Source organism: Arcobacter sp. CECT 8985 (genome assembly GCF_004116495.1).
Lineage (GTDB): Bacteria > Campylobacterota > Campylobacteria > Campylobacterales > Arcobacteraceae > Malaciobacter.
Genome location: NZ_PDKC01000019.1, coordinates 1 through 18809, shown reverse-complemented (window position 1 = coordinate 18809; position 18809 = coordinate 1). Strand labels below are relative to the sequence as shown.

The window sequence follows — 18809 nt, the reverse complement described above, 5'->3', positions numbered from 1 at the left end:
TTTATCGTTTTTATTATCTTAAATTCATATTAATTTCGTTAAAATTAATAAAAAACTATTATTAAGTGCTTACATGAAGAAACATATTATAGAACAATCAATTATATTTTTTAGTGTTACAAAATGGGTATTATTATCTTCATTTATTGGTGTAACAATCGGTTTTATTATCACTTTTTTCTTAAACTCCATACATGCTGCAGAAAGCAGTCGATCATTTTTGCCTTTTCATTATTATTATTTACTACCATTCGCTTTAATGTTAAGTGTTTTCTTAGTTAAAAAATTTGCACCAAATGCAAAAGGACATGGAACAGAAAAAGTAATTGAAGCAGTACATAAAAAAGATGGGAAAATTGAAGTTTCAGTTATTCCTGTTAAATTAGTTGCTACATTATTAACACTATTTGCAGGTGGTTCAGCTGGTAAGGAAGGTCCTGGTGCACAAATTGGTGCAGGAGCAGCTTCTTTTATCTCTGATATTTTTAAATTTTCTAAAGCAGATAGAAAAAAACTTGTTATTTGTGGTATTAGTGCAGGTTTTGCTTCTGTATTTGGTACTCCAATATCAGGTGCAATATTTGGTATTGAAGTTTTAATTGTCGGAATTATTATGTATGATGTACTTTTACCATCTTTTATATCGGGTTTTGCTGCATACACTACTTCAAAAATTTTAGGTATTAATTATACATATTATAATTTACATTTTGCTCAATCTATTCCAATTGAAATTACATTAATTTTCCAAGTTATTATTGCAGGGTTATTTTTTGGTATTGTTTCAGATTTTTTAATTACTGCTTTTAAAAAATCTGAATATTATATAAAAAGAATAGATATTAATATTTATGCAAAAGCTTTTCTTGGTGGATCAATATTAGTTTTCCTTTCATTTTTTGTAGGAGATAGATATTTTGGTTTAGGACTTGATACAATTTCTGATATTTTATATTCAGACCCTGCAGTTGGAGATTCACAAATTCCTTGGTATGCATTTATTATGAAAACCATTTTTACTTCTATTACCCTATCAGCAGGTGGAAGTGGTGGAGTTATTACTCCTATTTTCTATATTGGTGCAACAAGTGGGCACTTCCTAGGAACACTTTTTGGAGACCATTTAGCACTATTTGCTGCTTTAGGATTTACAAGTGTTTTAGCAGGTGCTGCAAATGCTCCTATTGCTGCAACAATTATGGCGGTTGAATTATTTGGTGTTGAAATTGCTCACTACGCAGCAATAAGTGCAGTTATTAGTTTTCTTATAACAGGACATAGAAGTGTCTATTTCTCTCAAATACTTAAGATGAAAAAATCTGATTTATTAAGTATAGAATTTGGTAAAAATTTAGAACATAATGAGATAAATTTATCCGAAAAAAGTAAAGAAAAGATTGTTATTATGAGAAGAAAATTAAAAAATATAAGAAGAAGAACTAGAGAAGAAGATTAATTCTTCTCTTTTTTAAATCTCTACTTTTGTTAAATACTGTTTAAAACTATTTGTTCCTAAATTATTTTCTTGGTAACCCGTAATTAATTTTTCTAAAAAGGAAGGAATTTCATCTGCAGGTACTTTAACTTTTGTTGATCTTGCAATTTGACTTTTTATTGTTCCTTCTAAATGACCACCTAATTGAATATCATAAGCATCAACTCTTTGGCCATCTACTCTTGTTTTACAACCAACAAGTCCAATATCTGAAACTTGTGGATGAGAACATGAATTTCCACACCCAGAAATCGATATCATTACATACTCATTAAAGTTAGGAAACTTTGTTTCTAAATGTTTTATCAATCTATTTGCATATGCTTTTGTTTCTGTAATACCAAATTTACAAAATTCTATTCCAGTACAACTTTGAGTTCTAGCTCTAAAAGTATTTGGTTTATATGGGTATCCTAATTCATCAAAATCATTTGCTAAATCTTCTGCAACTTCATCTTTTACACCATAAACAATAAAATTTTGAGTAGTTGTTAATCTAATTCCTTTTGCATCATATTTTTCAATAATCTGTGCAAATTTTTCAAAATCTTCCCCAGGAATTCTTCCTGCAGTTGTAGCAAAGCCAATAAAACTTTCACCTTCTACTTTTGATTTATTTATTCCAAAATGGTTTCTTTTTTCAATTGGAGTAATTTTTGGTTCAACTTCCCCTACTTCCAATTTATAACCAAGTTTATCTTCAATTGCATCAACAAACTTTTCTAATCCCCATTCATTAACAAGATGTCTAACCCTTGCTTTATTTCTATTATATCTATTACCATTATCTCTAAATATCTCAGCAACTGCAATTGCTACGTCTTTTATTTGTTCTTGTTTTACATATCTATTTGCTCTATATGCAATCTGTTTTGATTTTGCTAAACCACCTGCTAAAGTTAAATCAAAAATCACTTCATCATCTCTTTTAAAAGCAGTAAATGCAATATCTTGAACTTCATGCCCACAACAGTGACAGGCACATCCACTTACGGATATTTTATATTTTCTTGGAAAATTACAGAATTCATCTTCATGCGTATCAAAATAGGTATCTATCTCTTTAACAATCTTTGTTACATCGAAAATTTCATTTGCATCTACTCCACTTACAGGACAAGTAACAATTGGTCTAGGTCCATCACCTGAAGCCATTCTTGAAGTTAATCCAACAGATTTAAGTAATTCAAATATTGTTGGTAAATCTTTTATTTGAATAAAATGAAACTGTACATTTTCTCTTACAGTAAAATCAACTAAACCTTGCGCATACTCTTTACCAATTTTTGCCATAACTTTAAGTTGTTCAAGATTTAAAGAAGCATCTACTAGTTTTATTCTTTTCATAAAATATTTTTTATCTTCTTTATTTTCACTATTAATATGCGGATACATTCCATACCATTTAAGAAGCCCTATATAATCATCGCTTAAAGGTATTCCTTCAAGTGCTTCTTTATATATATCATCTATAACTCTTAATGGATTTCTTGATGCTTTTAACTGCTCTAATTTTGATAACTCTTTTTCCATAATTTTCCTATTAACCTATTAATTATTATTCAATCTTATTTTTATAATAAGTAAAACGTATTATAATTTCATTAAACTTACAAAAAACATAAGCAAAAATAGTATTTATTTATCATAGCAAAGATTTTCTTTGTTCATTTAATAAATACTTTATTTTTTTTATTCTTCTTTTTTTGTATAAATTCGTAACAATACATATTAAAATTACAAAAATAAATAATTTTATATACAAAAGTACCATTTTATGGTACTTTATAGTTTCATTAAATATTTTTTTGAATATTTAATATTTATCATATATATTTTCTATGCAAAAAACAATGTTTTTATGTATATTTACTGTGCATTTGTATTCAAAAAGAATTACGAATAGAAAGTATATTGTAGGTTTAATTTCAATTTAAAACATTTTGTGGGAAACTAACACAAATGTTAATTTTAAATCAATAATTTGGAGATAAGATGAAAGCATCTGATTTATTTATCAAAGCTTTAGAAAACGAGGGTGTGGAGTATATTTTTGGTATTCCAGGTGAAGAGAATCTAGATTTACTAGAATCACTAAGAAGTTCAAAAATCAAACTAATTCTAACAAGACATGAACAAGGCGCAGGTTTTATGGCTGCAACATATGGTAGGCTAACTGGAAAAGTTGGTGTTTGTTTATCAACACTTGGCCCTGGTGCTACAAACTTCGCTACTAGTGCAGCTTATGCACAACTTGGTGCAATGCCAATGATGATGATTACTGGTCAAAAACCAATTAAAAAATCAAAACAAGGTAGATTTCAAATTGTAGATATTGTAAGAATGATGAGACCAATGACGAAATATGCAAGACAAGTTGTTAATGGCAATAATATTTCTTCAATGGTTAGAGATGCTTTTAAAATTGCTACAACTGAAAGACCAGGTGCCGTTCATATCGAATTACCTGAAGATATTGCAGCAGAAGAAGCAGATGATGGTGTTTATCCAGTAAGAAATGTAAGAATTCCAAAAGCTGATAGCACTACTATAAATGAAGCAGTTAAAATGATTGAAGCTGCTAAAAATCCATTAATTTTAATTGGTGCAGGTGCAAATAGAAATAGAATTGGTGATGCATTAACAAACTTTGTTAATAAAACTGGTATTCCATTTTTTACTACTCAAATGGGTAAAGGTGTAATTGATGACAACCACAACCTTTGTTTAGGTACAGCTGCACTTTCTGCAGATGATTTTATTCACGGCGCGATTTCTAAAGCAGATTTAATTATCAATGTTGGACATGATGTAATTGAAAAACCACCATTTTTTATGAAAGAAGGACCAGATGCTACAAAAGTTATTCATGTTAACTTTTTCCCATCAGAAGTAGACCCTACATACTTCCCTCATTTAGATGTAGTTGGAGATATTGCATCAGATATTAATGATTTAAATGAAGCATTAACTCCACAAGATCATTGGGATTTTGATTTTTATAAAAAAATTATTAAAACAATTAATAAAAGATTAACTAAATACTTTGGAGATATGAGATTCCCAATCTTACCTCAAAGAACAGTAAAAACTATTAGAGATATTTTAGGTGAAGATGATATCTTAACTTTAGATAATGGTGTTTATAAAATTTGGTTTGCAAGAAACTATAAATGTGCTAAACCAAATACATTATTATTAGATAATGCACTTGCAACAATGGGAGCTGGTCTTCCTTCAGCAATTGCTGCAAAAATGGTAAATCCAGATAAAAAAGTTGTTACTGTTTGTGGTGACGGTGGATTTATGATGAACTCACAAGAAATTGAAACTGCTGTTAGACTAGGTATTGATTTAACTGTAGTAATATTAAATGACAATGCATATGGAATGATTAAATGGAAACAAACTGGTATGGGATTTGATACTTTTGGACTTGACTATAGCAACCCAGATTTTGTAAAATATGCTGAAGCTTATGGAGCAACAGGTCATAGACCACAATCTTGTGAAGAATTCACTGAAACGTTAACAAATTGTGTAAATTCAAAAGGGGTTCATATAATTGACGTAGCAGTTGATTACTCTTTAAATCATGCAATCTTAAATGACCTTGTGAAAAATGCTGAAACATTATTAGAAGAAGAAGGAGTAAATAATGAGTAATATGATAGATGTAACATCACCATTTGATGATAGCGTAGTTGGACAAGTTCCTTTTAGTACACAAGAAGAAGTAGAGGCAGCTTTAGATTTAGCTCACTCTACATTTCTTGATAGAAAAAACTGGCTACCAAAATATAAAAGAATTGAAATTTTAGAAAAATTAGCTCAAATTATGTCATCACAAGTTGAAGACTTAACTAAACTTTGTGCAAGTGAAGGTGGAAAACCTTACATGGATTCAAAAGTTGAAGTATTAAGAGCGATTAATAGTGTAAAACTTGCTATTGAACATTTAGGTGCATATGAAGGTAAAGAAGTTGCAATGGGTCAAACTCCAACTTCAGCAAATAGAATTGCATATACATTAAAAGAACCTATTGGTGTTGCAGTTGCAATTTCTGCATTTAATCACCCATTTAACTTAGCAATTGGTCAAGTTATCCCTGCAGTTGCAGTTGGTTGTCCAGTTATTATTAGACCAGCAACACAAACTCCAATGTCTGCACTAAAAGTAGTAGAAATGCTAGAAGAAGCAGGACTACCAAAAGGTTGGGCACAAGGAATTGTTTGTGATAGACATGGTAGTGAATATTTAGCTACATCTTCTAAAACTTCTTTCTTAACTTTCATTGGTTCAGCTTCTGTTGGTTGGTACTTAAGTTCAAAAGTAGCTCCAGGTACTAGAGTTGCGTTAGAGCATGGTGGAGTTGCACCAGTTATTGTTGCAAAAGATGCAGATATTGATGCAATGATTCCAGATTTAACTAAAGGTGGTTTTTATCACGCTGGTCAAGTTTGTGTATCTGTTCAAAGAGTATATGTTGATGAATCAATTTGTGATGAAGTTGCAACTAAACTAGCAGATTCTGCTTCTAAACTTGTAGTTGGTAATCAATTAGACCCTAAAACTGAAGTTGGTCCATTAGTTAACAATGCTGAAGTTGATAGAGTTGAAGAGTGGGTAAATGATGCAGTTGCAAAAGGTGCAAAAGTATTAGTTGGTGGTAAAAGAATCTCTAAATCTTGTTTTGAACCAACAGTATTATTAAACCCAACTGAAGATTCAATTGTATCTCAAAAAGAGGTATTTGGACCAGTTGTTTGTGTTTACTCATATAAAGATATTGATGAAGCAATTGAAAGAGCTAACTCTTTGGATGTATCATTTCAAGCAGCAGTATATAGTAAAAATATTGATACTTGTTTCAAATGTGTTAAAGAACTAAATGGAACAGCTGTAATGGTAAATGACCATACTGCATTTAGAGTTGACTGGATGCCATTTGGTGGTGCAAAAGAGAGTGGTATTGGTGTTGGTGGTATATCTCATGTTATGGATGAGATGTCAAATGAAAAAATGATGGTAATTAAATCACCAGTACTTTAATTTATAAAAAAGAATAAAAGTTTATACTTTTATTCTTTTATCTTCTACATAATAACTTCCAAATTTCTCATGTAATAGCAAACTATTAATATTTTTTTGTTATTATTAACCCAATGAAAGAAATCAAATTACACAAAAAGTATATACATTATAAAAATCTCAAAACATATATTCCTATAAATATTTGCAAAATACAGAAAAATGATATTTGGATTGAGGCAATTATATATAAAGCAGATGATGAAAGCTTATACGTAAGAGATAAAGAAGAATTCTTAAAGAAATTCTCTTTAAAAATATAGTAAAAAGCTTTAAATATTGGAGAAATCAAAATGAATTTACATGAATACCAAGCAAAAAACCTATTTAGAAAATATAAAATTCCTACAACAGTTGGCAAATTATTAACACATAGTTCTCAACTTGATGATATATTAGAAACACTAGGTGAAGAAGATCTTGTAATAAAAGCACAAGTTCATGCAGGTGGAAGAGGAAAATCTGGTGGTGTTGTATTAACTAAAAATAAAAAAGAAGCAAAAGAAGTAACAAATAGACTTTTAGGAAGTAGATTAGTTACTTACCAAACTTCAAAAGAGGGACAACCTATTAACTCTTTATATATTGAAAAACCTTGTGAAATCGATAAGCAATTATATCTTGCATTTGTTATTGATAGAAGTAGTCAAAGAGTTACAATTATGACTTCAATAGAAGGTGGAATTGAGATTGAAGAGGTTGCAAAAAATGATCCTAAAAAAATATTAAAAAGCAAAATCAACCCAGTTGTTGGAATTATGCCTTATCAATGTAGACAAATAGCCTTTGATCTAGGATTAGATGATCATCAAGTAAAACAGATGATTCCCCTTTTACAAAATATGTATAAAATGTTTTTAGATAATGATTTATCGCTTATTGAAGTAAATCCTTTAGTTATCACAAAACATGGTGATTTAGTATGTTTAGATGGAAAAGTACAAGTTGATAACTCAGCACTTTATAGACAGAAAAAATTAAATGAAATTAGAGATGAAACACAAGAAGATGCAAGAGAGTTACAAGCTGAAAAAATGCAATTAAATTATGTTTCACTTGATGGAAATATTGGTTGTATGGTAAATGGTGCAGGTCTTGCAATGGCAACAATGGATCTTATACAAACATATGGTGGTGAACCAGCAAACTTTTTAGATGTTGGTGGTAGTACAAATGAACAAAGAGTAATTGAAGCATTTAGAATTATACTTTCAGATGAAAAAGTAAATGGAATTCTTATTAATATTTTTGGTGGAATTGTAAGATGTGATGTAATTGCAAATGGAATTATTGCTGCAGTTGATAAAATGAAAATGGATATCCCACTTGTAGTAAGGCTTGAAGGAACAAATGCAAAAGAAGGACTTAAACTAATAAGAGAGTCAGGATTAAACATTGTAGAAGAGCAAGATTTAGATAAAGCAACTAAAAAAATTATTGAATTAACAAAAGGGAACTAATTATGGCTATTTTATTAGATGAAAATACAAAAATTATGTGTCAAGGTATGACAGGTACTCAAGGTAGTTTTCATACACAAAAGGCATTAGAGTATGGCACAAATATGGTTTGTGGTGTTGTTCCTAAAAAAAGAGGTTTAACACATCTTGATCTTCCAATGTATAATAGTGTTAGATGCGGTATTGACTTAACTGGTGCAAATGCAAGTGTTATTTATGTTCCTGCACCTTTTTGTAAAGATTCAATTATCGAAGCAGCTGAAAATGGAATTGAATTAATTGTTTGTATCACAGAAGGTATTCCTGTTCAAGACATGTTAGATGCAAAAGCAGCAGTGGATGCAAATGGTGCAAGATTAATTGGTCCAAACTGCCCTGGTGTTATTACTCCTGGTATTGGTAAGATGGGTATTATGCCAGCTGAAATTCATAAAATTGGAAGTGTTGGTATTGTTTCAAGATCTGGTACACTTACATATGAAGCTGTAAATCAATCAACTTTAGCAGGACTTGGACAAAGTACTTGTGTAGGTATTGGTGGAGATCCTATCCCTGGAAGTGATTTTATTGATATTCTTAAACTTTTTGAAGAAGATGAACAAACTGAATCAATTGTTATGATTGGTGAAATTGGTGGAACAAAAGAAGAGCAAGCTGCAGAATATATAAAAAATCATATAACAAAACCCGTTGTATCTTATATTGCTGGAGTTACAGCGCCAAAAGGAAAAAGAATGGGACATGCTGGTGCAATTATTGATGGTGGAAGTGGAAAAGCAGAAGACAAATATAAAGCTTTACAAGCAGCTGGTGTAAATACTGTTAAAACAATTACTAGTATAAAAGATGCACTTTTGGAAGTTACAAAAAAATGAAACTAACTCAAGAACAGATTAAACAGTTTCATGAAGATGGATTTTTATTATTAAGAAATTTTGCAGATAAAAAATTATGTGATGATATTTTAGAAAAAGCAAAAATTCATTTAGATAAAAAAATAGCCCCAATAGAGAGTGAACAAGAGTATCAAAGAGTAAATGATGATAATATTACAGTTAGAAGATTAAGACAAGTATATGATAGAGAAGATATTTTTAAAGAATGGATGACAAATAAACAGATTAGACCAATTTTAAAACAACTTTTAAATGATACTCCTGTCTTAACTCTTGCTCACCACAATTCAATTATGACAAAAATGCCAAAAGATAGTACAAGAACAACTTGGCATCAAGATAGAAGATATTGGAATTTTGAAAATGATGATTTAATTAGTGTATGGTTAAGTTTAGATGATGAATTTCTTGAAAATGGACTTTTAGAATTCATTCCAGGTTCACACAAGCTTACATTAAAAAAAGATCAATTTGACGAAACTACAAGTTTTAGAGATGATTTAAAACAAAACAAACAAATAATTGATAAAGCAATACATTATAATTTACATAAAGGTGATATTGTTTTATTTCATTGCCAAACGCTTCATCATGCCCATAAAAATGATACAAATGAACCTAAAATTTCATTTGTTTATACGGTAAAAGCAAAAAGCAATAACCCAATAAAAAATACAAGAAGTGATTTTAAAGAAATTGTGTTAGAAGATTTAGATTAAAAAGAGAATTCTTTTTAATCTGGCTCAGGAAGTCCATGAGGTGTTGGTTGTTTATTATAATCTAAATTAACCATAACAACTTCATCTACTTTTACAATAACTTTGTCAGTCGTTTTATTTCTAAGTTCACATTTTACAGTAATTGAAGTTCTTCCAATCTTTACTAATTCTGTTCCAATTACTAATATATCTCCAATATTAGCTGGATTTTCAAATCTTATTTCGCTTATTTTAACCAATGCAAGTCTAGTTGTTCCTAGTTTATTTGCACCAAAGATGATTACTTCTTCATCAATCCAAGCTAATGCTTGCCCACCAAATAAGATTCCTGCTGCATTTAAATGTGGATACATAACTAATCTTTGTGTTCCATATTCCATGATTTGTTAACCTTGTTTTTAGTTGTGTATTTATATCACTTATATAGTAAATAAATGATAAAAGCAGTATATATTTAAGCTAAATTTTCATTTGTAACATTTAATTTAGGAAAGAATAATTCATAATCTTTTTTTATATTTTTAAAAGCTTCTAATTTTTGAGAGTAAAAACCTTTTTTACTTAATGCTGCATTTATTATTACTTTATTATATTCAAAAACAGTTTCATCTTCTAAAAATTCAAATACATTTACCCATTTCGCATCTTCAATTTCAGCAATGTCTTTTATATTAATTTCATAACTTAATGGCTTTGCACTACATAAAACATATAAATTTGACTGGTCAAATTGATGTGGATAAAAATGTCCAATACTTATTATTGAGTCAAACTCAACTTTCACCCCTGTTTCTTCAAAAGTTTCTCTTGCTGCAGCATTTGAAATTAATTCACCATTATCAATATGCCCACCAGGAAGTTTATATCCAAGTCTTGAAACTCTTTCTTTAATAACTAATATCTCATTATCATCATTGATAACTACTACACCAACACCTAAAGTATGATTCACTGCAGTTGGAATAATTGCATCATCAACTAATCTTTTAACCATAAAAACATAATCTTTTTCACAAGTATGAAACTCGAAATTATGCTTTACTGCAATAGGAATTAAATGAGACTTATTTATATCAATAGTTATCCAAATAAGTCTTCTTTTCTTATTTTTTAATACTGAAATAAGATTTATTAAATTTTTTTCAAACTCTGTAATATCAAAAGGAACTGTATCTTTTGAAACTGTTATTCCATTATAAGGATCTAAAACAACTTCAAAACAACCTATTTTTTCTATATAATCCACAATAATTTAACTCCTATAATTTAACCAATTCAGTTAATGAATAAGCAATATAAAGCATCAACAGTGCAATTAAGATATCTAATATTTTCCATGTTATAGGTTTTTTAAATAATGGAATTAAAAGTCTTGAAAAATATCCTAATGATAAAAACCAAACAGCAGAAGCAGTAGAAGTTCCTAATATAAAAAATATTTTTAAACTATCTTCTACATTTGCACCAATACCGCCAATTAATAATACAGTATCTAAATAAACATGAGGGTTTAAAAATGTAAACATAAAAAGCATAGCAAATACTTTTTTTACAGGATTAGTTTTCACTTCATTATCTATTTTTAAACTTTCATTTTTTAATGCACTTTTAAAAGACAAAAATGAGTAAAAACAAAGAAAAATAATTCCAAATATAGCAATGCAATTAATTAATAATTGATTCCCTTTTATAAAATATCCAAGACCTAAAACACCACTTGATATTAATAATACATCTGTAATTATACAAAATAATACAGCTTTAAATATATGTTGCTTTAAAAGTCCAAGTTTCAAAATATATGCATTTTGAGAACCTATTGCAACAATTAAGCTAATTCCAACAATAAATCCATGAGTAAATACTTCTATCACATATAAACCTTAGATAAACTAACAATTCCAGAAACAATAAATTGTATTGATAAAGCACCAACAATTAATCCCATCAATTTAGTAATAATATTTTGTCCTGTCACTCCTAAATACTTTTTAATATATATTGAGTTTTTTAATACTAAATAAAATAAAAGAGCATTAATACAAAATGAAGCGATTAAAGATATAAGCTCTTCTACTGATGCAACTTGATTTTTAAAAATAATAATTGTTGTAAATAATCCCGTACCAAAAGCAATTGGAATACCAATAGGGATAACTGCAAGTTCTAAATCATTTTTATCACTATTTTCATCTCTTTTTTCATTACCAATACCCCTAACCATTGATATAGCCATAAGTAAAAGAATAAGTCCACCCATTACTTTAAGAGAATTTTCATGAATACCAAATAGTTTTAAAATAAAATCACCTGTTATTAAAACTACAAAAAAAGCTACTAATATTGTAGTTGTACTTCTTTTGGCAATTACAGAGATTTGACTCTTTGTGATATTTGGACTAAGTAAAGATAGAGCCATAGCACTAACTCCAATTGGATCCATAATTGCAAACAAACTTGTAGTTTGTTGCAAAAAATTCTGTAAAAGTTCCAATTAATTCATCCCACCTTTTGCTGTCATTCTTTTTTCAATTTTGTGACCTATGTAGCTAAGTGTTGAAGTAATTGTCAAATAAAGTAAAGCTATTATTATCCAAGTTTCAAAAGGAGAGAATGTATTTGCAACAATTTCTTTACCAACTTTTGTTAAATCTGTAATTGATATTACTGAAACTAAAGATGAATCTTTTACTAATGCAATCATTTCACCAACTAAAGTTGGTAATGCACGTTTAAAAGCTTGAGGTAGAATAATATATCTCATTGATTGAACTTTAGTAATACCTAAAGATGTAGCTGCTTCTTGCTGTCCTTTATCAATTGATTGAATAGCACCTCTTAAAATCTCAGCCATATATGCACCAAAGAAAATTCCAAGAGATAAAACACCTGCAACAAATCTATCTAATTCAAAAATATTTGCAATTATAAAATAAAAAAGAAATATCTGAACAAGAAGTGGTGTACCTCTAACTATAGTAATATAAACTGTTGCTATATCTTTTAAAAATTGATAAGAAGATAGTTTCATAAATGCTACGATAATTCCTAAAATATAAGTTAATATTGCAGCAAAAAAGGATATTTTTAAAGTAATCCATAAACCACTAATTACTGGCCCTGCTCTTAAATTTTCAGTAGAAGCAATATAATCACCTTGATAAACAAATTCACCTACTTTATAATCAAATGAAAAACTACTATTCAGATTTTTTAGTTCTACTTTTTCATCACCATCAATGAAATATTTATTATTCTCAAATACTAGTTTACCATCTATAGGAGCTTCTATCGTTGTTGTTTGATTATATGCAAAATATTTAGGAACAGAATTCCATTTCCAAACATAATTCATATTTGAAGCTGCAGAATAAAGGGAATACCCAAGTAGTAAAAAGAAAGCTAGAGCAATTACATGCCCTAACTTTTTATTTTGTGCTAAAGATTCTTTTCTCGCCATGTGCTACTGAACTCTTTTCAGCCATCTAGTATCAACTAGCCATTTTTTATATAAATGATCAGAGAATCCAACAACCTTATCCTCTTGCATTTGTCTTAAAAAATTATTTAGCCAGTTTAAGAAATCTGGATCACCTTTTCTAACTGCCCAACCAAGTGGTTCATAAGTAAGAGGTTTGTCTAAATGAATAAGTTTACCTTTACCTTTATCAGACATAAATAAAACATTATATGGTTGATCATAAACCATTGCATCAGCTTTACCGTTTAATACTTCTGCAGCAGCATCAGCTTCTGTTTCAAAAGTAACAATTTTTGCATTTTTAAAAAATTTTCTTGAAGCAATTTCACCAGTTACCCCAAGTTTTGTAACAATTGTATATTGTGGTTTGTCTAAATCTTTTGCAGTTTTTATTTTTCCTTTTAAAGATTTATTCATCATTACTGTTTGTCCCACAACTAAATATGGATTTGCAAAATTAACTTTTAAATTTCTTTTTTGTGTAATTGTCATACCAGACATAATAATATCACATTTACCAGTTACTAATGCAGCAATAATACCATCCCAAGCAGTTGGAAGAAGTTTTAATTTTACTCCCATTGCTCTAGACATTTTCTTTGCAAAATCCACATCATAACCAATAATTCTACCTTTTTTATCTTTCATCTCAAAAGGCATATACCCAGGTTCCATACATACTTGTAATTCACCTCTTTGTAAAACCTTATTAAGTGTAGATTTTTTCCATAAATTTATATCATCTGCAAAAAGAGTTGATGTAAATAACACTATAAACGCTAAAACCAAATTTTTCATTTTTTCTCCTAATCTTAAGATTATTATTGTACTTTTCTTAGCCAACTAGTATCTACAAACCATTTTTTATAAAGTTTTTCATAAATATTTTGAACTTTATCATTTTTTATTTGTCTTAAAAAGTTGTTTAGCCAATTAAGAAAATCTGGATCACCTTTTTTTATTGCAAATGCAAGAGGTTCATAAGTTAAAGGTTTATCTAAATGAATTAATTTATTTTTACCTTTTCCTGTCATAAATACAGCATTATAAGGTTGGTCATTTACAAAAGCTACTGCTTTGTTATTTAACACTTCTGATACTGCTTCTGATTCAGTATCAAAAGTATTTATTTTTGCATTTTTAAAAAATTTTCTTGCTACAATTTCACCTGTTTGTCCAAGTTTTGCAGTAATTATATATTTTTCATTATCAAGATCTTTTGCACTTTTTATTTCATCTTTATATTTTTTATTCAAAAGAATAGTTTGACCTATAACCAAATATGGGTCAGTAAAATTAATTTTTGAATTTCTTTTTTGTGTAATTGTCATACCTGCAATTATTATGTCAAATTTACCTGTTAATAATCCAGCTATAATTCCATCAAAAGTTGTTGGAACTATTTTTAGTTTAACTCCCATTTCTTTTGCCATAATTTTTGCCAAATCAATATCATAACCAATTAATCTTCCCCTTTTATCTTTCATTTCAAAGGGCATGTAACCTGGGTCTAATCCCACTCTTAATTCACCACTTTGTAATATTTGATTAAGTGTTGATTTTTTCCAAACATTGATATCATCTGCGAACGTTGAACTTGCACAAAATAAAAGTGCAACTAAAATTAATAGTTTTTTAATCATAATTATCTACCTAGTGTGTTAATATTTCTTTTAGAAAGTCTTTTGCTCTTTGGCTTTTTGGATTAAGAAAGAATTCATTTGGAGTACTCTCTTCAACAATTACTCCTTTATCCATAAATACAATTTTATCTCCTACTTCTTTTGCAAAACCCATCTCGTGAGTTACACAAACAATAGTAAAGTTTTCTTGTGCCAAATCTTTCATTACTGAAAGTACATCCCCAATAGTTTCGGGATCTAGAGCTGATGTAGGTTCATCAAAAAGGATAACTTTGGGTTTCATTGCTAAACTTCTAGCAATTGCAATTCTTTGTTTTTGTCCACCACTTAAATCTGAAGGATATGCATTTGCTTTAAATTCAAGTTTTACTTTTTTTAAAAGCTCCATTGCAACTTTTTGAGCTTCTTCTTTATTAACCTTTTTAACTAAACCTGGAGCTAATGTAATATTTTCTAAAATAGTAAGATGAGGGAAAAGATTAAAGTGTTGAAATACCATTCCAACTTCACCTCGAATTGTTTGTAAACTTTTTTTACTCTCATTTATATCAATCCCATCAACAATAACAGTTCCAGAGTCAATCTCCTCTAGTCCATTAATACATCTAATAAGTGTCGATTTTCCTGATCCTGAAGGTCCACATACAACTACGATTTCACCTCTTTTAACTTCAAAATTGATATTTTTCAATACATGAAAATCATCATAATATTTATCAATTTTACTCATACTAATAATATTCTTATTCATTATCTCTCTTTTTTTAGTCTAAACTATTATAATATAATAAATAGATTTAAACTTGAATATAATGTGTAACAATTATACATTTTTTATGTTTCAATAATTAAAAAAAATTAATTTCTGTATTTAATTAAACGCATATTTTAAACAAGAGAATTACTAATTTTATTGATTTTTAATAGTGAACTATTAGCTTTAATTTTTCTATTTTATTTGCACTTCAAATTTTATTTACAAATAAGTATTCAAAAAAATAAATGTATTATTACTTGTACTTTTTTAGTTTCTAACAGTAACAATTTTATTGACTATCTCACTTTTAATACTAAAAATCAGAAAACTTCCTTAATAAAATAAATTTTTTATAAAATGCTTTTCTTTTGCAACTATAAAAGTATATAATACATATTATTTTCTTCAAGGAGCGTTTATGAAAAACTTTTTATATATCACAGACCAAGATGAATATACAGATCACAGTTTTATTGGAGCTTTTTTTGAAAAATACCTTGGTAAACATATGAATGTACATATTTTATATTTTTCACATTATAAAGCAGACTTTGAAAAAAAGGATAGTAAACGTTTTGTTCTTCCATTAAAATTTAAAAATAATTTACTTAAAGAACTTGAAAAAAATCAAATTGATATCAAATCTTATGATTTTATTGTTGTAAGAAATGACATTGAACTTTTAAAAGATATCCAAAAAGCCAAAATCAGATATAATTACAAAGTTGGTTTTAGACTATCTTTTCCTAAAAGAATAGCAAAACTTAAAGAAGATGAAGCAAACAATAAAAAAACTTTCTTTGATATAATTGGAGATAAGATTCAATCATATAAAGAAACAAATATAATAAATGAATGCGATATTTTTATTCCATCTACAAATCAAATGAAAGAAGAATTTTTTTCTTCTATTAATATCAAAACATTTCCTGTACCAACAGGTATTGATCCAGAAATGCTACATGAAAATATTCAACATGTAGAAGATTTCAAAAGATTTATATACGCAGGGACTCTTGATAATCTTAGAAAATTTGAAACTATTTTAGAAGCATTTAGCCAAATAAACAATAATTTATTTAGAATTGTAATATCTACAAAAGATCCAGAATATGCAAAAAATATGATTTTAAAATATCCAAATTTGAAAAATTGTATTGAAATACATAATGCAAAAAATAAACAAGAACTTCTAGATTTGATAGCAAAAGCAGATATTGGTTTATCTATTTTACCTAATATTGCACTTTTTAATACATCAACTTCAATAAAAATTATTGATTATTACTCAAGTGCTGTACCTTGTATTATGACAAATAATGCAAAAAACAATACTCTTTTTAAAGATAATGTTGAAGCATGGTTTTGTGATTTTAATAAAAAATCAATTAAAGCAAAAATAGAAGAGTTACTAACTCTTTCAAAAGAAGAAGTTGCAAAAGTAGGTGAAAATGGTCAGAAAAAACTTTTAGACATTAGAAATTATGAAAAAATTGCACAAGATTTTGCAACAGAGTTAAACTTAATATAAATAAGAAGGTTATTCCTTCTTATCCCAAGATAGCATTGCCCATTGAACAAACTCTTTTTTGTTTTTTCTTTCTTCGCTTAAACTATCATAATACTCTTCTAAATTTTTAATCTCTTGTTCATCTAATTCTCCAATACTCCATTTTATTGATTGTATAAAGTTTTCTTTTGATGAATAAATAGTATTTCTACCCTCACTATTTATAAAATTAACACTTGCATTTATTCCCATAGAATAAAGAATATTTACAACATAAATATAATCAGGTTTTTTCACAATATCTTTTTTTAAAGCATCAAGTATTTCATCGCTTACAAAAGAACCACCTTTTTTATAAGATATTACAACTTTCTTATTTGCTTTTTCATTTAATTTACTCAAAGCTTCTTTCATATCTTTTACTTCCATAGATCTTGAAGCAATTACTAAATCTGCATTTGGAATATTATCCCAATTATCATACCAAGAACTATTTATTGTAGTAATATTTTTTATATTTTGTTCTTTTGCATTCTGCTTTAAAAGTTCTAACATTTTAGTAGAGTAGTCTAAACTATAAACATTTTTTAATTTTTTAGCTAATTTCAAAGATAAATTTCCAACACCACAGCCAACATCTAGTAAAGAGTCAATTCCATGTAAATCTAAATTTTTTAAAAACTCATCATTATAAATAGAAGTATGAACTCGTTCATTCATTGAAGGTGCTTTATTATTCCAATCATCACTACTTTTTGGTTTAAATGTTGTTTTTTGTTTCTGTTTTTTATATAATTTATTAAAATCTATATCTTCTAAATTCATAAATCAATCCTTTTGTTTTGTCCAATAACCTGCAAGAATAGAGCCTGAAATATTATGCCAAATACTAAATATTGCTCCAGGTAAGGCACTTAATGCAGAAAAATATTTCATAGCTAAAACTACAGCTAATCCTGAGTTTTGCATTCCTACTTCAATGGCAACTGTTTTACACTCTTTTTTATTATAACCAAATATTTTAGATATAAAATACCCACCTAAAAGTCCAATTAAATTATGACAAATAATTGCTAACATCAAAGAAATAGCAATGGAAGATATTTTACTCTCATTTATTCCTATTATTATACCAATAATAAATACAATTGAAATAATAGAAAAAAGTGCAAAAATATCAACTTTTTTATCTATATATCTATGGAAAAAGTGGTTTAATATAATTCCAATAACAACAGGAATAAATACAATTTTTAAAATACTAATAAGCATACTACTAGCTGGAACAGGAACTGTTTGTCCTAAATAAATAAGAGTTAAATAAGGTGTAATTAAAATTGAAAGTAGTGTTGATACAATTGTCATAGTAATAGATAATGCTACATCTGCTTTTGCTAAATATGCAATTACATTTGATGCAGTTCCACCAGAAACTGCTCCTACTAAAACCATTCCTATTAATAAATCAGTTGATAAATTAAATAGTTTTGATACTAAATATGCAGCTAAAGGCATCAATAAAAATTGTAATATAGTAGTCAAAGCAATTATTTTAGGCTTTTTTAATACTCTTTTAAAATCATCAATTTTCAAAGTTATTCCCATACAAAACATTATAAATATTAGTAATGGAACAATTAGTGCTTTAAATCCTACCACCAAATTTGGATATATATAACAAATAGTAGAAAATAGTACTGCCCATAAAGGAAATAACATAGTTATAGTTTTAATCATCTTGTATCCAGTTTTTTTA

At 28.0% G+C, this 18809-nt stretch carries 18 protein-coding genes; 7 read left to right on the top strand and 11 right to left on the bottom strand.

The features are described from left to right. The first annotated feature begins 73 nt into the window (after positions 1–73). On the top strand, positions 74–1456 hold the full coding sequence (locus CRU93_RS09080) for a chloride channel protein (protein WP_129103885.1): 1383 nt from the start codon (positions 74–76) through the stop codon (positions 1454–1456). A gap of 12 nt (positions 1457–1468) precedes the next feature. On the opposite strand, the gene CRU93_RS09075 is transcribed toward CRU93_RS09080, so the two are convergent. Further along, the gene (locus CRU93_RS09075) at positions 1469–3028 is read right to left on the bottom strand and encodes a nitrite/sulfite reductase (protein ID WP_129103884.1); all 1560 of its coding nucleotides are present in this window, start codon (positions 3026–3028) and stop codon (positions 1469–1471) included. A gap of 462 nt (positions 3029–3490) precedes the next feature. On the opposite strand from CRU93_RS09075, the gene CRU93_RS09070 reads away from it, so the two are divergent. The 5 genes from CRU93_RS09070 (at position 3491) to CRU93_RS09045 (ending at position 9662) form a co-directional block, all read left to right on the top strand. Further along, entirely contained in the window at positions 3491–5161 is a 1671-nt protein-coding gene (locus tag CRU93_RS09070) for an acetolactate synthase large subunit (protein WP_129103883.1), read from the top strand. Continuing rightward, positions 5154–6548: an aldehyde dehydrogenase family protein gene (locus tag CRU93_RS09065; RefSeq protein ID WP_129103882.1), complete on the top strand. Its 1395-nt coding sequence runs from the start codon at positions 5154–5156 to the stop codon at positions 6546–6548. Before CRU93_RS09070 ends, CRU93_RS09065 begins: the two co-directional genes overlap by 8 nt. 332 nt (positions 6549–6880) lie before the next feature. Then, entirely contained in the window at positions 6881–8047 is a 1167-nt protein-coding gene (gene sucC / locus CRU93_RS09055) for an ADP-forming succinate--CoA ligase subunit beta (protein WP_129103880.1), read from the top strand. A gap of 2 nt (positions 8048–8049) precedes the next feature. Continuing rightward, the gene (gene sucD / locus CRU93_RS09050) at positions 8050–8922 is read left to right on the top strand and encodes a succinate--CoA ligase subunit alpha (protein WP_129103879.1); all 873 of its coding nucleotides are present in this window, start codon (positions 8050–8052) and stop codon (positions 8920–8922) included. Further along, entirely contained in the window at positions 8919–9662 is a 744-nt protein-coding gene (locus CRU93_RS09045; protein ID WP_129103878.1) for a phytanoyl-CoA dioxygenase family protein, read from the top strand. The genes sucD and CRU93_RS09045 overlap by 4 nt, the downstream gene beginning before the upstream one ends. Positions 9663–9676: 14 nt before the next feature. On the opposite strand, the gene CRU93_RS09040 is transcribed toward CRU93_RS09045, so the two are convergent. From CRU93_RS09040 to CRU93_RS09005, 8 genes are all read right to left on the bottom strand, one after another. Continuing rightward, on the bottom strand, positions 9677–10042 hold the full coding sequence (locus CRU93_RS09040; protein WP_129103877.1) for an acyl-CoA thioesterase: 366 nt from the start codon (positions 10040–10042) through the stop codon (positions 9677–9679). 74 nt (positions 10043–10116) lie between these two features. Continuing rightward, positions 10117–10908 carry an NUDIX domain-containing protein gene (locus CRU93_RS09035; protein WP_258238877.1) on the bottom strand — a complete coding sequence of 264 codons (792 nt, stop codon included), beginning with the start codon at positions 10906–10908 and terminating at the stop codon, positions 10117–10119. A gap of 13 nt (positions 10909–10921) precedes the next feature. Continuing rightward, the gene (locus CRU93_RS09030) at positions 10922–11536 is read right to left on the bottom strand and encodes a LysE/ArgO family amino acid transporter (protein WP_258238876.1); all 615 of its coding nucleotides are present in this window, start codon (positions 11534–11536) and stop codon (positions 10922–10924) included. Further along, on the bottom strand, positions 11533–12156 hold the full coding sequence (locus CRU93_RS09025) for a MarC family protein (RefSeq protein WP_129103875.1): 624 nt from the start codon (positions 12154–12156) through the stop codon (positions 11533–11535). Before CRU93_RS09025 ends, CRU93_RS09030 begins: the two co-directional genes overlap by 4 nt. Continuing rightward, a complete protein-coding gene (locus tag CRU93_RS09020) occupies positions 12157–13122 on the bottom strand; it encodes an amino acid ABC transporter permease (protein WP_129103874.1) in 966 nt (321 codons plus the stop codon). 3 nt (positions 13123–13125) lie between these two features. Then, positions 13126–13941 (bottom strand): transporter substrate-binding domain-containing protein, encoded by an 816-nt coding sequence (locus CRU93_RS09015; RefSeq protein ID WP_129103873.1) that lies wholly within the window; start codon positions 13939–13941, stop codon positions 13126–13128. A gap of 23 nt (positions 13942–13964) precedes the next feature. After that, positions 13965–14786: a transporter substrate-binding domain-containing protein gene (locus tag CRU93_RS09010; protein WP_129103872.1), complete on the bottom strand. Its 822-nt coding sequence runs from the start codon at positions 14784–14786 to the stop codon at positions 13965–13967. 10 nt (positions 14787–14796) lie between these two features. Continuing rightward, positions 14797–15525: an amino acid ABC transporter ATP-binding protein gene (locus CRU93_RS09005; protein WP_375153647.1), complete on the bottom strand. Its 729-nt coding sequence runs from the start codon at positions 15523–15525 to the stop codon at positions 14797–14799. Between the two features lie 436 nt (positions 15526–15961). Here CRU93_RS09005 and CRU93_RS09000 point away from each other — a divergent pair, with 436 nt between their 5' ends. Then, on the top strand, positions 15962–17074 hold the full coding sequence (locus CRU93_RS09000) for a glycosyltransferase (protein ID WP_129103870.1): 1113 nt from the start codon (positions 15962–15964) through the stop codon (positions 17072–17074). A 9-nt stretch (positions 17075–17083) separates the two neighbouring features. Here CRU93_RS09000 and CRU93_RS08995 read toward each other — a convergent pair whose 3' ends face one another. Together CRU93_RS08995 and CRU93_RS08990 are read right to left on the bottom strand one after the other, a co-directional pair. Beyond that, complete coding sequence (locus tag CRU93_RS08995; protein ID WP_129103869.1) at positions 17084–17878, bottom strand: class I SAM-dependent methyltransferase; 795 nt, start codon at positions 17876–17878, stop codon at positions 17084–17086. A gap of 3 nt (positions 17879–17881) precedes the next feature. Next, on the bottom strand, positions 17882–18809 hold a 928-nt coding region (locus CRU93_RS08990), incomplete at its 5' end, for a bile acid:sodium symporter family protein (protein WP_309109279.1).

Bases quoted from the DNA above. Each gene is read 5' to 3' on its own strand.
- CRU93_RS09080 (WP_129103885.1), top strand. From the start codon at position 74: ATGAAGAAACATATTATAGAACAATCAATTATATTTTTTAGTGTTACA.
- CRU93_RS09075 (WP_129103884.1), bottom strand. From the start codon at position 3,028: ATGGAAAAAGAGTTATCAAAATTAGAGCAGTTAAAAGCATCAAGAAAT.
- CRU93_RS09070 (WP_129103883.1), top strand. From the start codon at position 3,491: ATGAAAGCATCTGATTTATTTATCAAAGCTTTAGAAAACGAGGGTGTG.
- CRU93_RS09065 (WP_129103882.1), top strand. From the start codon at position 5,154: ATGAGTAATATGATAGATGTAACATCACCATTTGATGATAGCGTAGTT.
- sucC (WP_129103880.1), top strand. From the start codon at position 6,881: ATGAATTTACATGAATACCAAGCAAAAAACCTATTTAGAAAATATAAA.
- sucD (WP_129103879.1), top strand. From the start codon at position 8,050: ATGGCTATTTTATTAGATGAAAATACAAAAATTATGTGTCAAGGTATG.
- CRU93_RS09045 (WP_129103878.1), top strand. From the start codon at position 8,919: ATGAAACTAACTCAAGAACAGATTAAACAGTTTCATGAAGATGGATTT.
- CRU93_RS09040 (WP_129103877.1), bottom strand. From the start codon at position 10,042: ATGGAATATGGAACACAAAGATTAGTTATGTATCCACATTTAAATGCA.
- CRU93_RS09020 (WP_129103874.1), bottom strand. From the start codon at position 13,122: ATGGCGAGAAAAGAATCTTTAGCACAAAATAAAAAGTTAGGGCATGTA.
- CRU93_RS09015 (WP_129103873.1), bottom strand. From the start codon at position 13,941: ATGAAAAATTTGGTTTTAGCGTTTATAGTGTTATTTACATCAACTCTT.
- CRU93_RS09010 (WP_129103872.1), bottom strand. From the start codon at position 14,786: ATGATTAAAAAACTATTAATTTTAGTTGCACTTTTATTTTGTGCAAGT.
- CRU93_RS09000 (WP_129103870.1), top strand. From the start codon at position 15,962: ATGAAAAACTTTTTATATATCACAGACCAAGATGAATATACAGATCAC.
- CRU93_RS08995 (WP_129103869.1), bottom strand. From the start codon at position 17,878: ATGAATTTAGAAGATATAGATTTTAATAAATTATATAAAAAACAGAAA.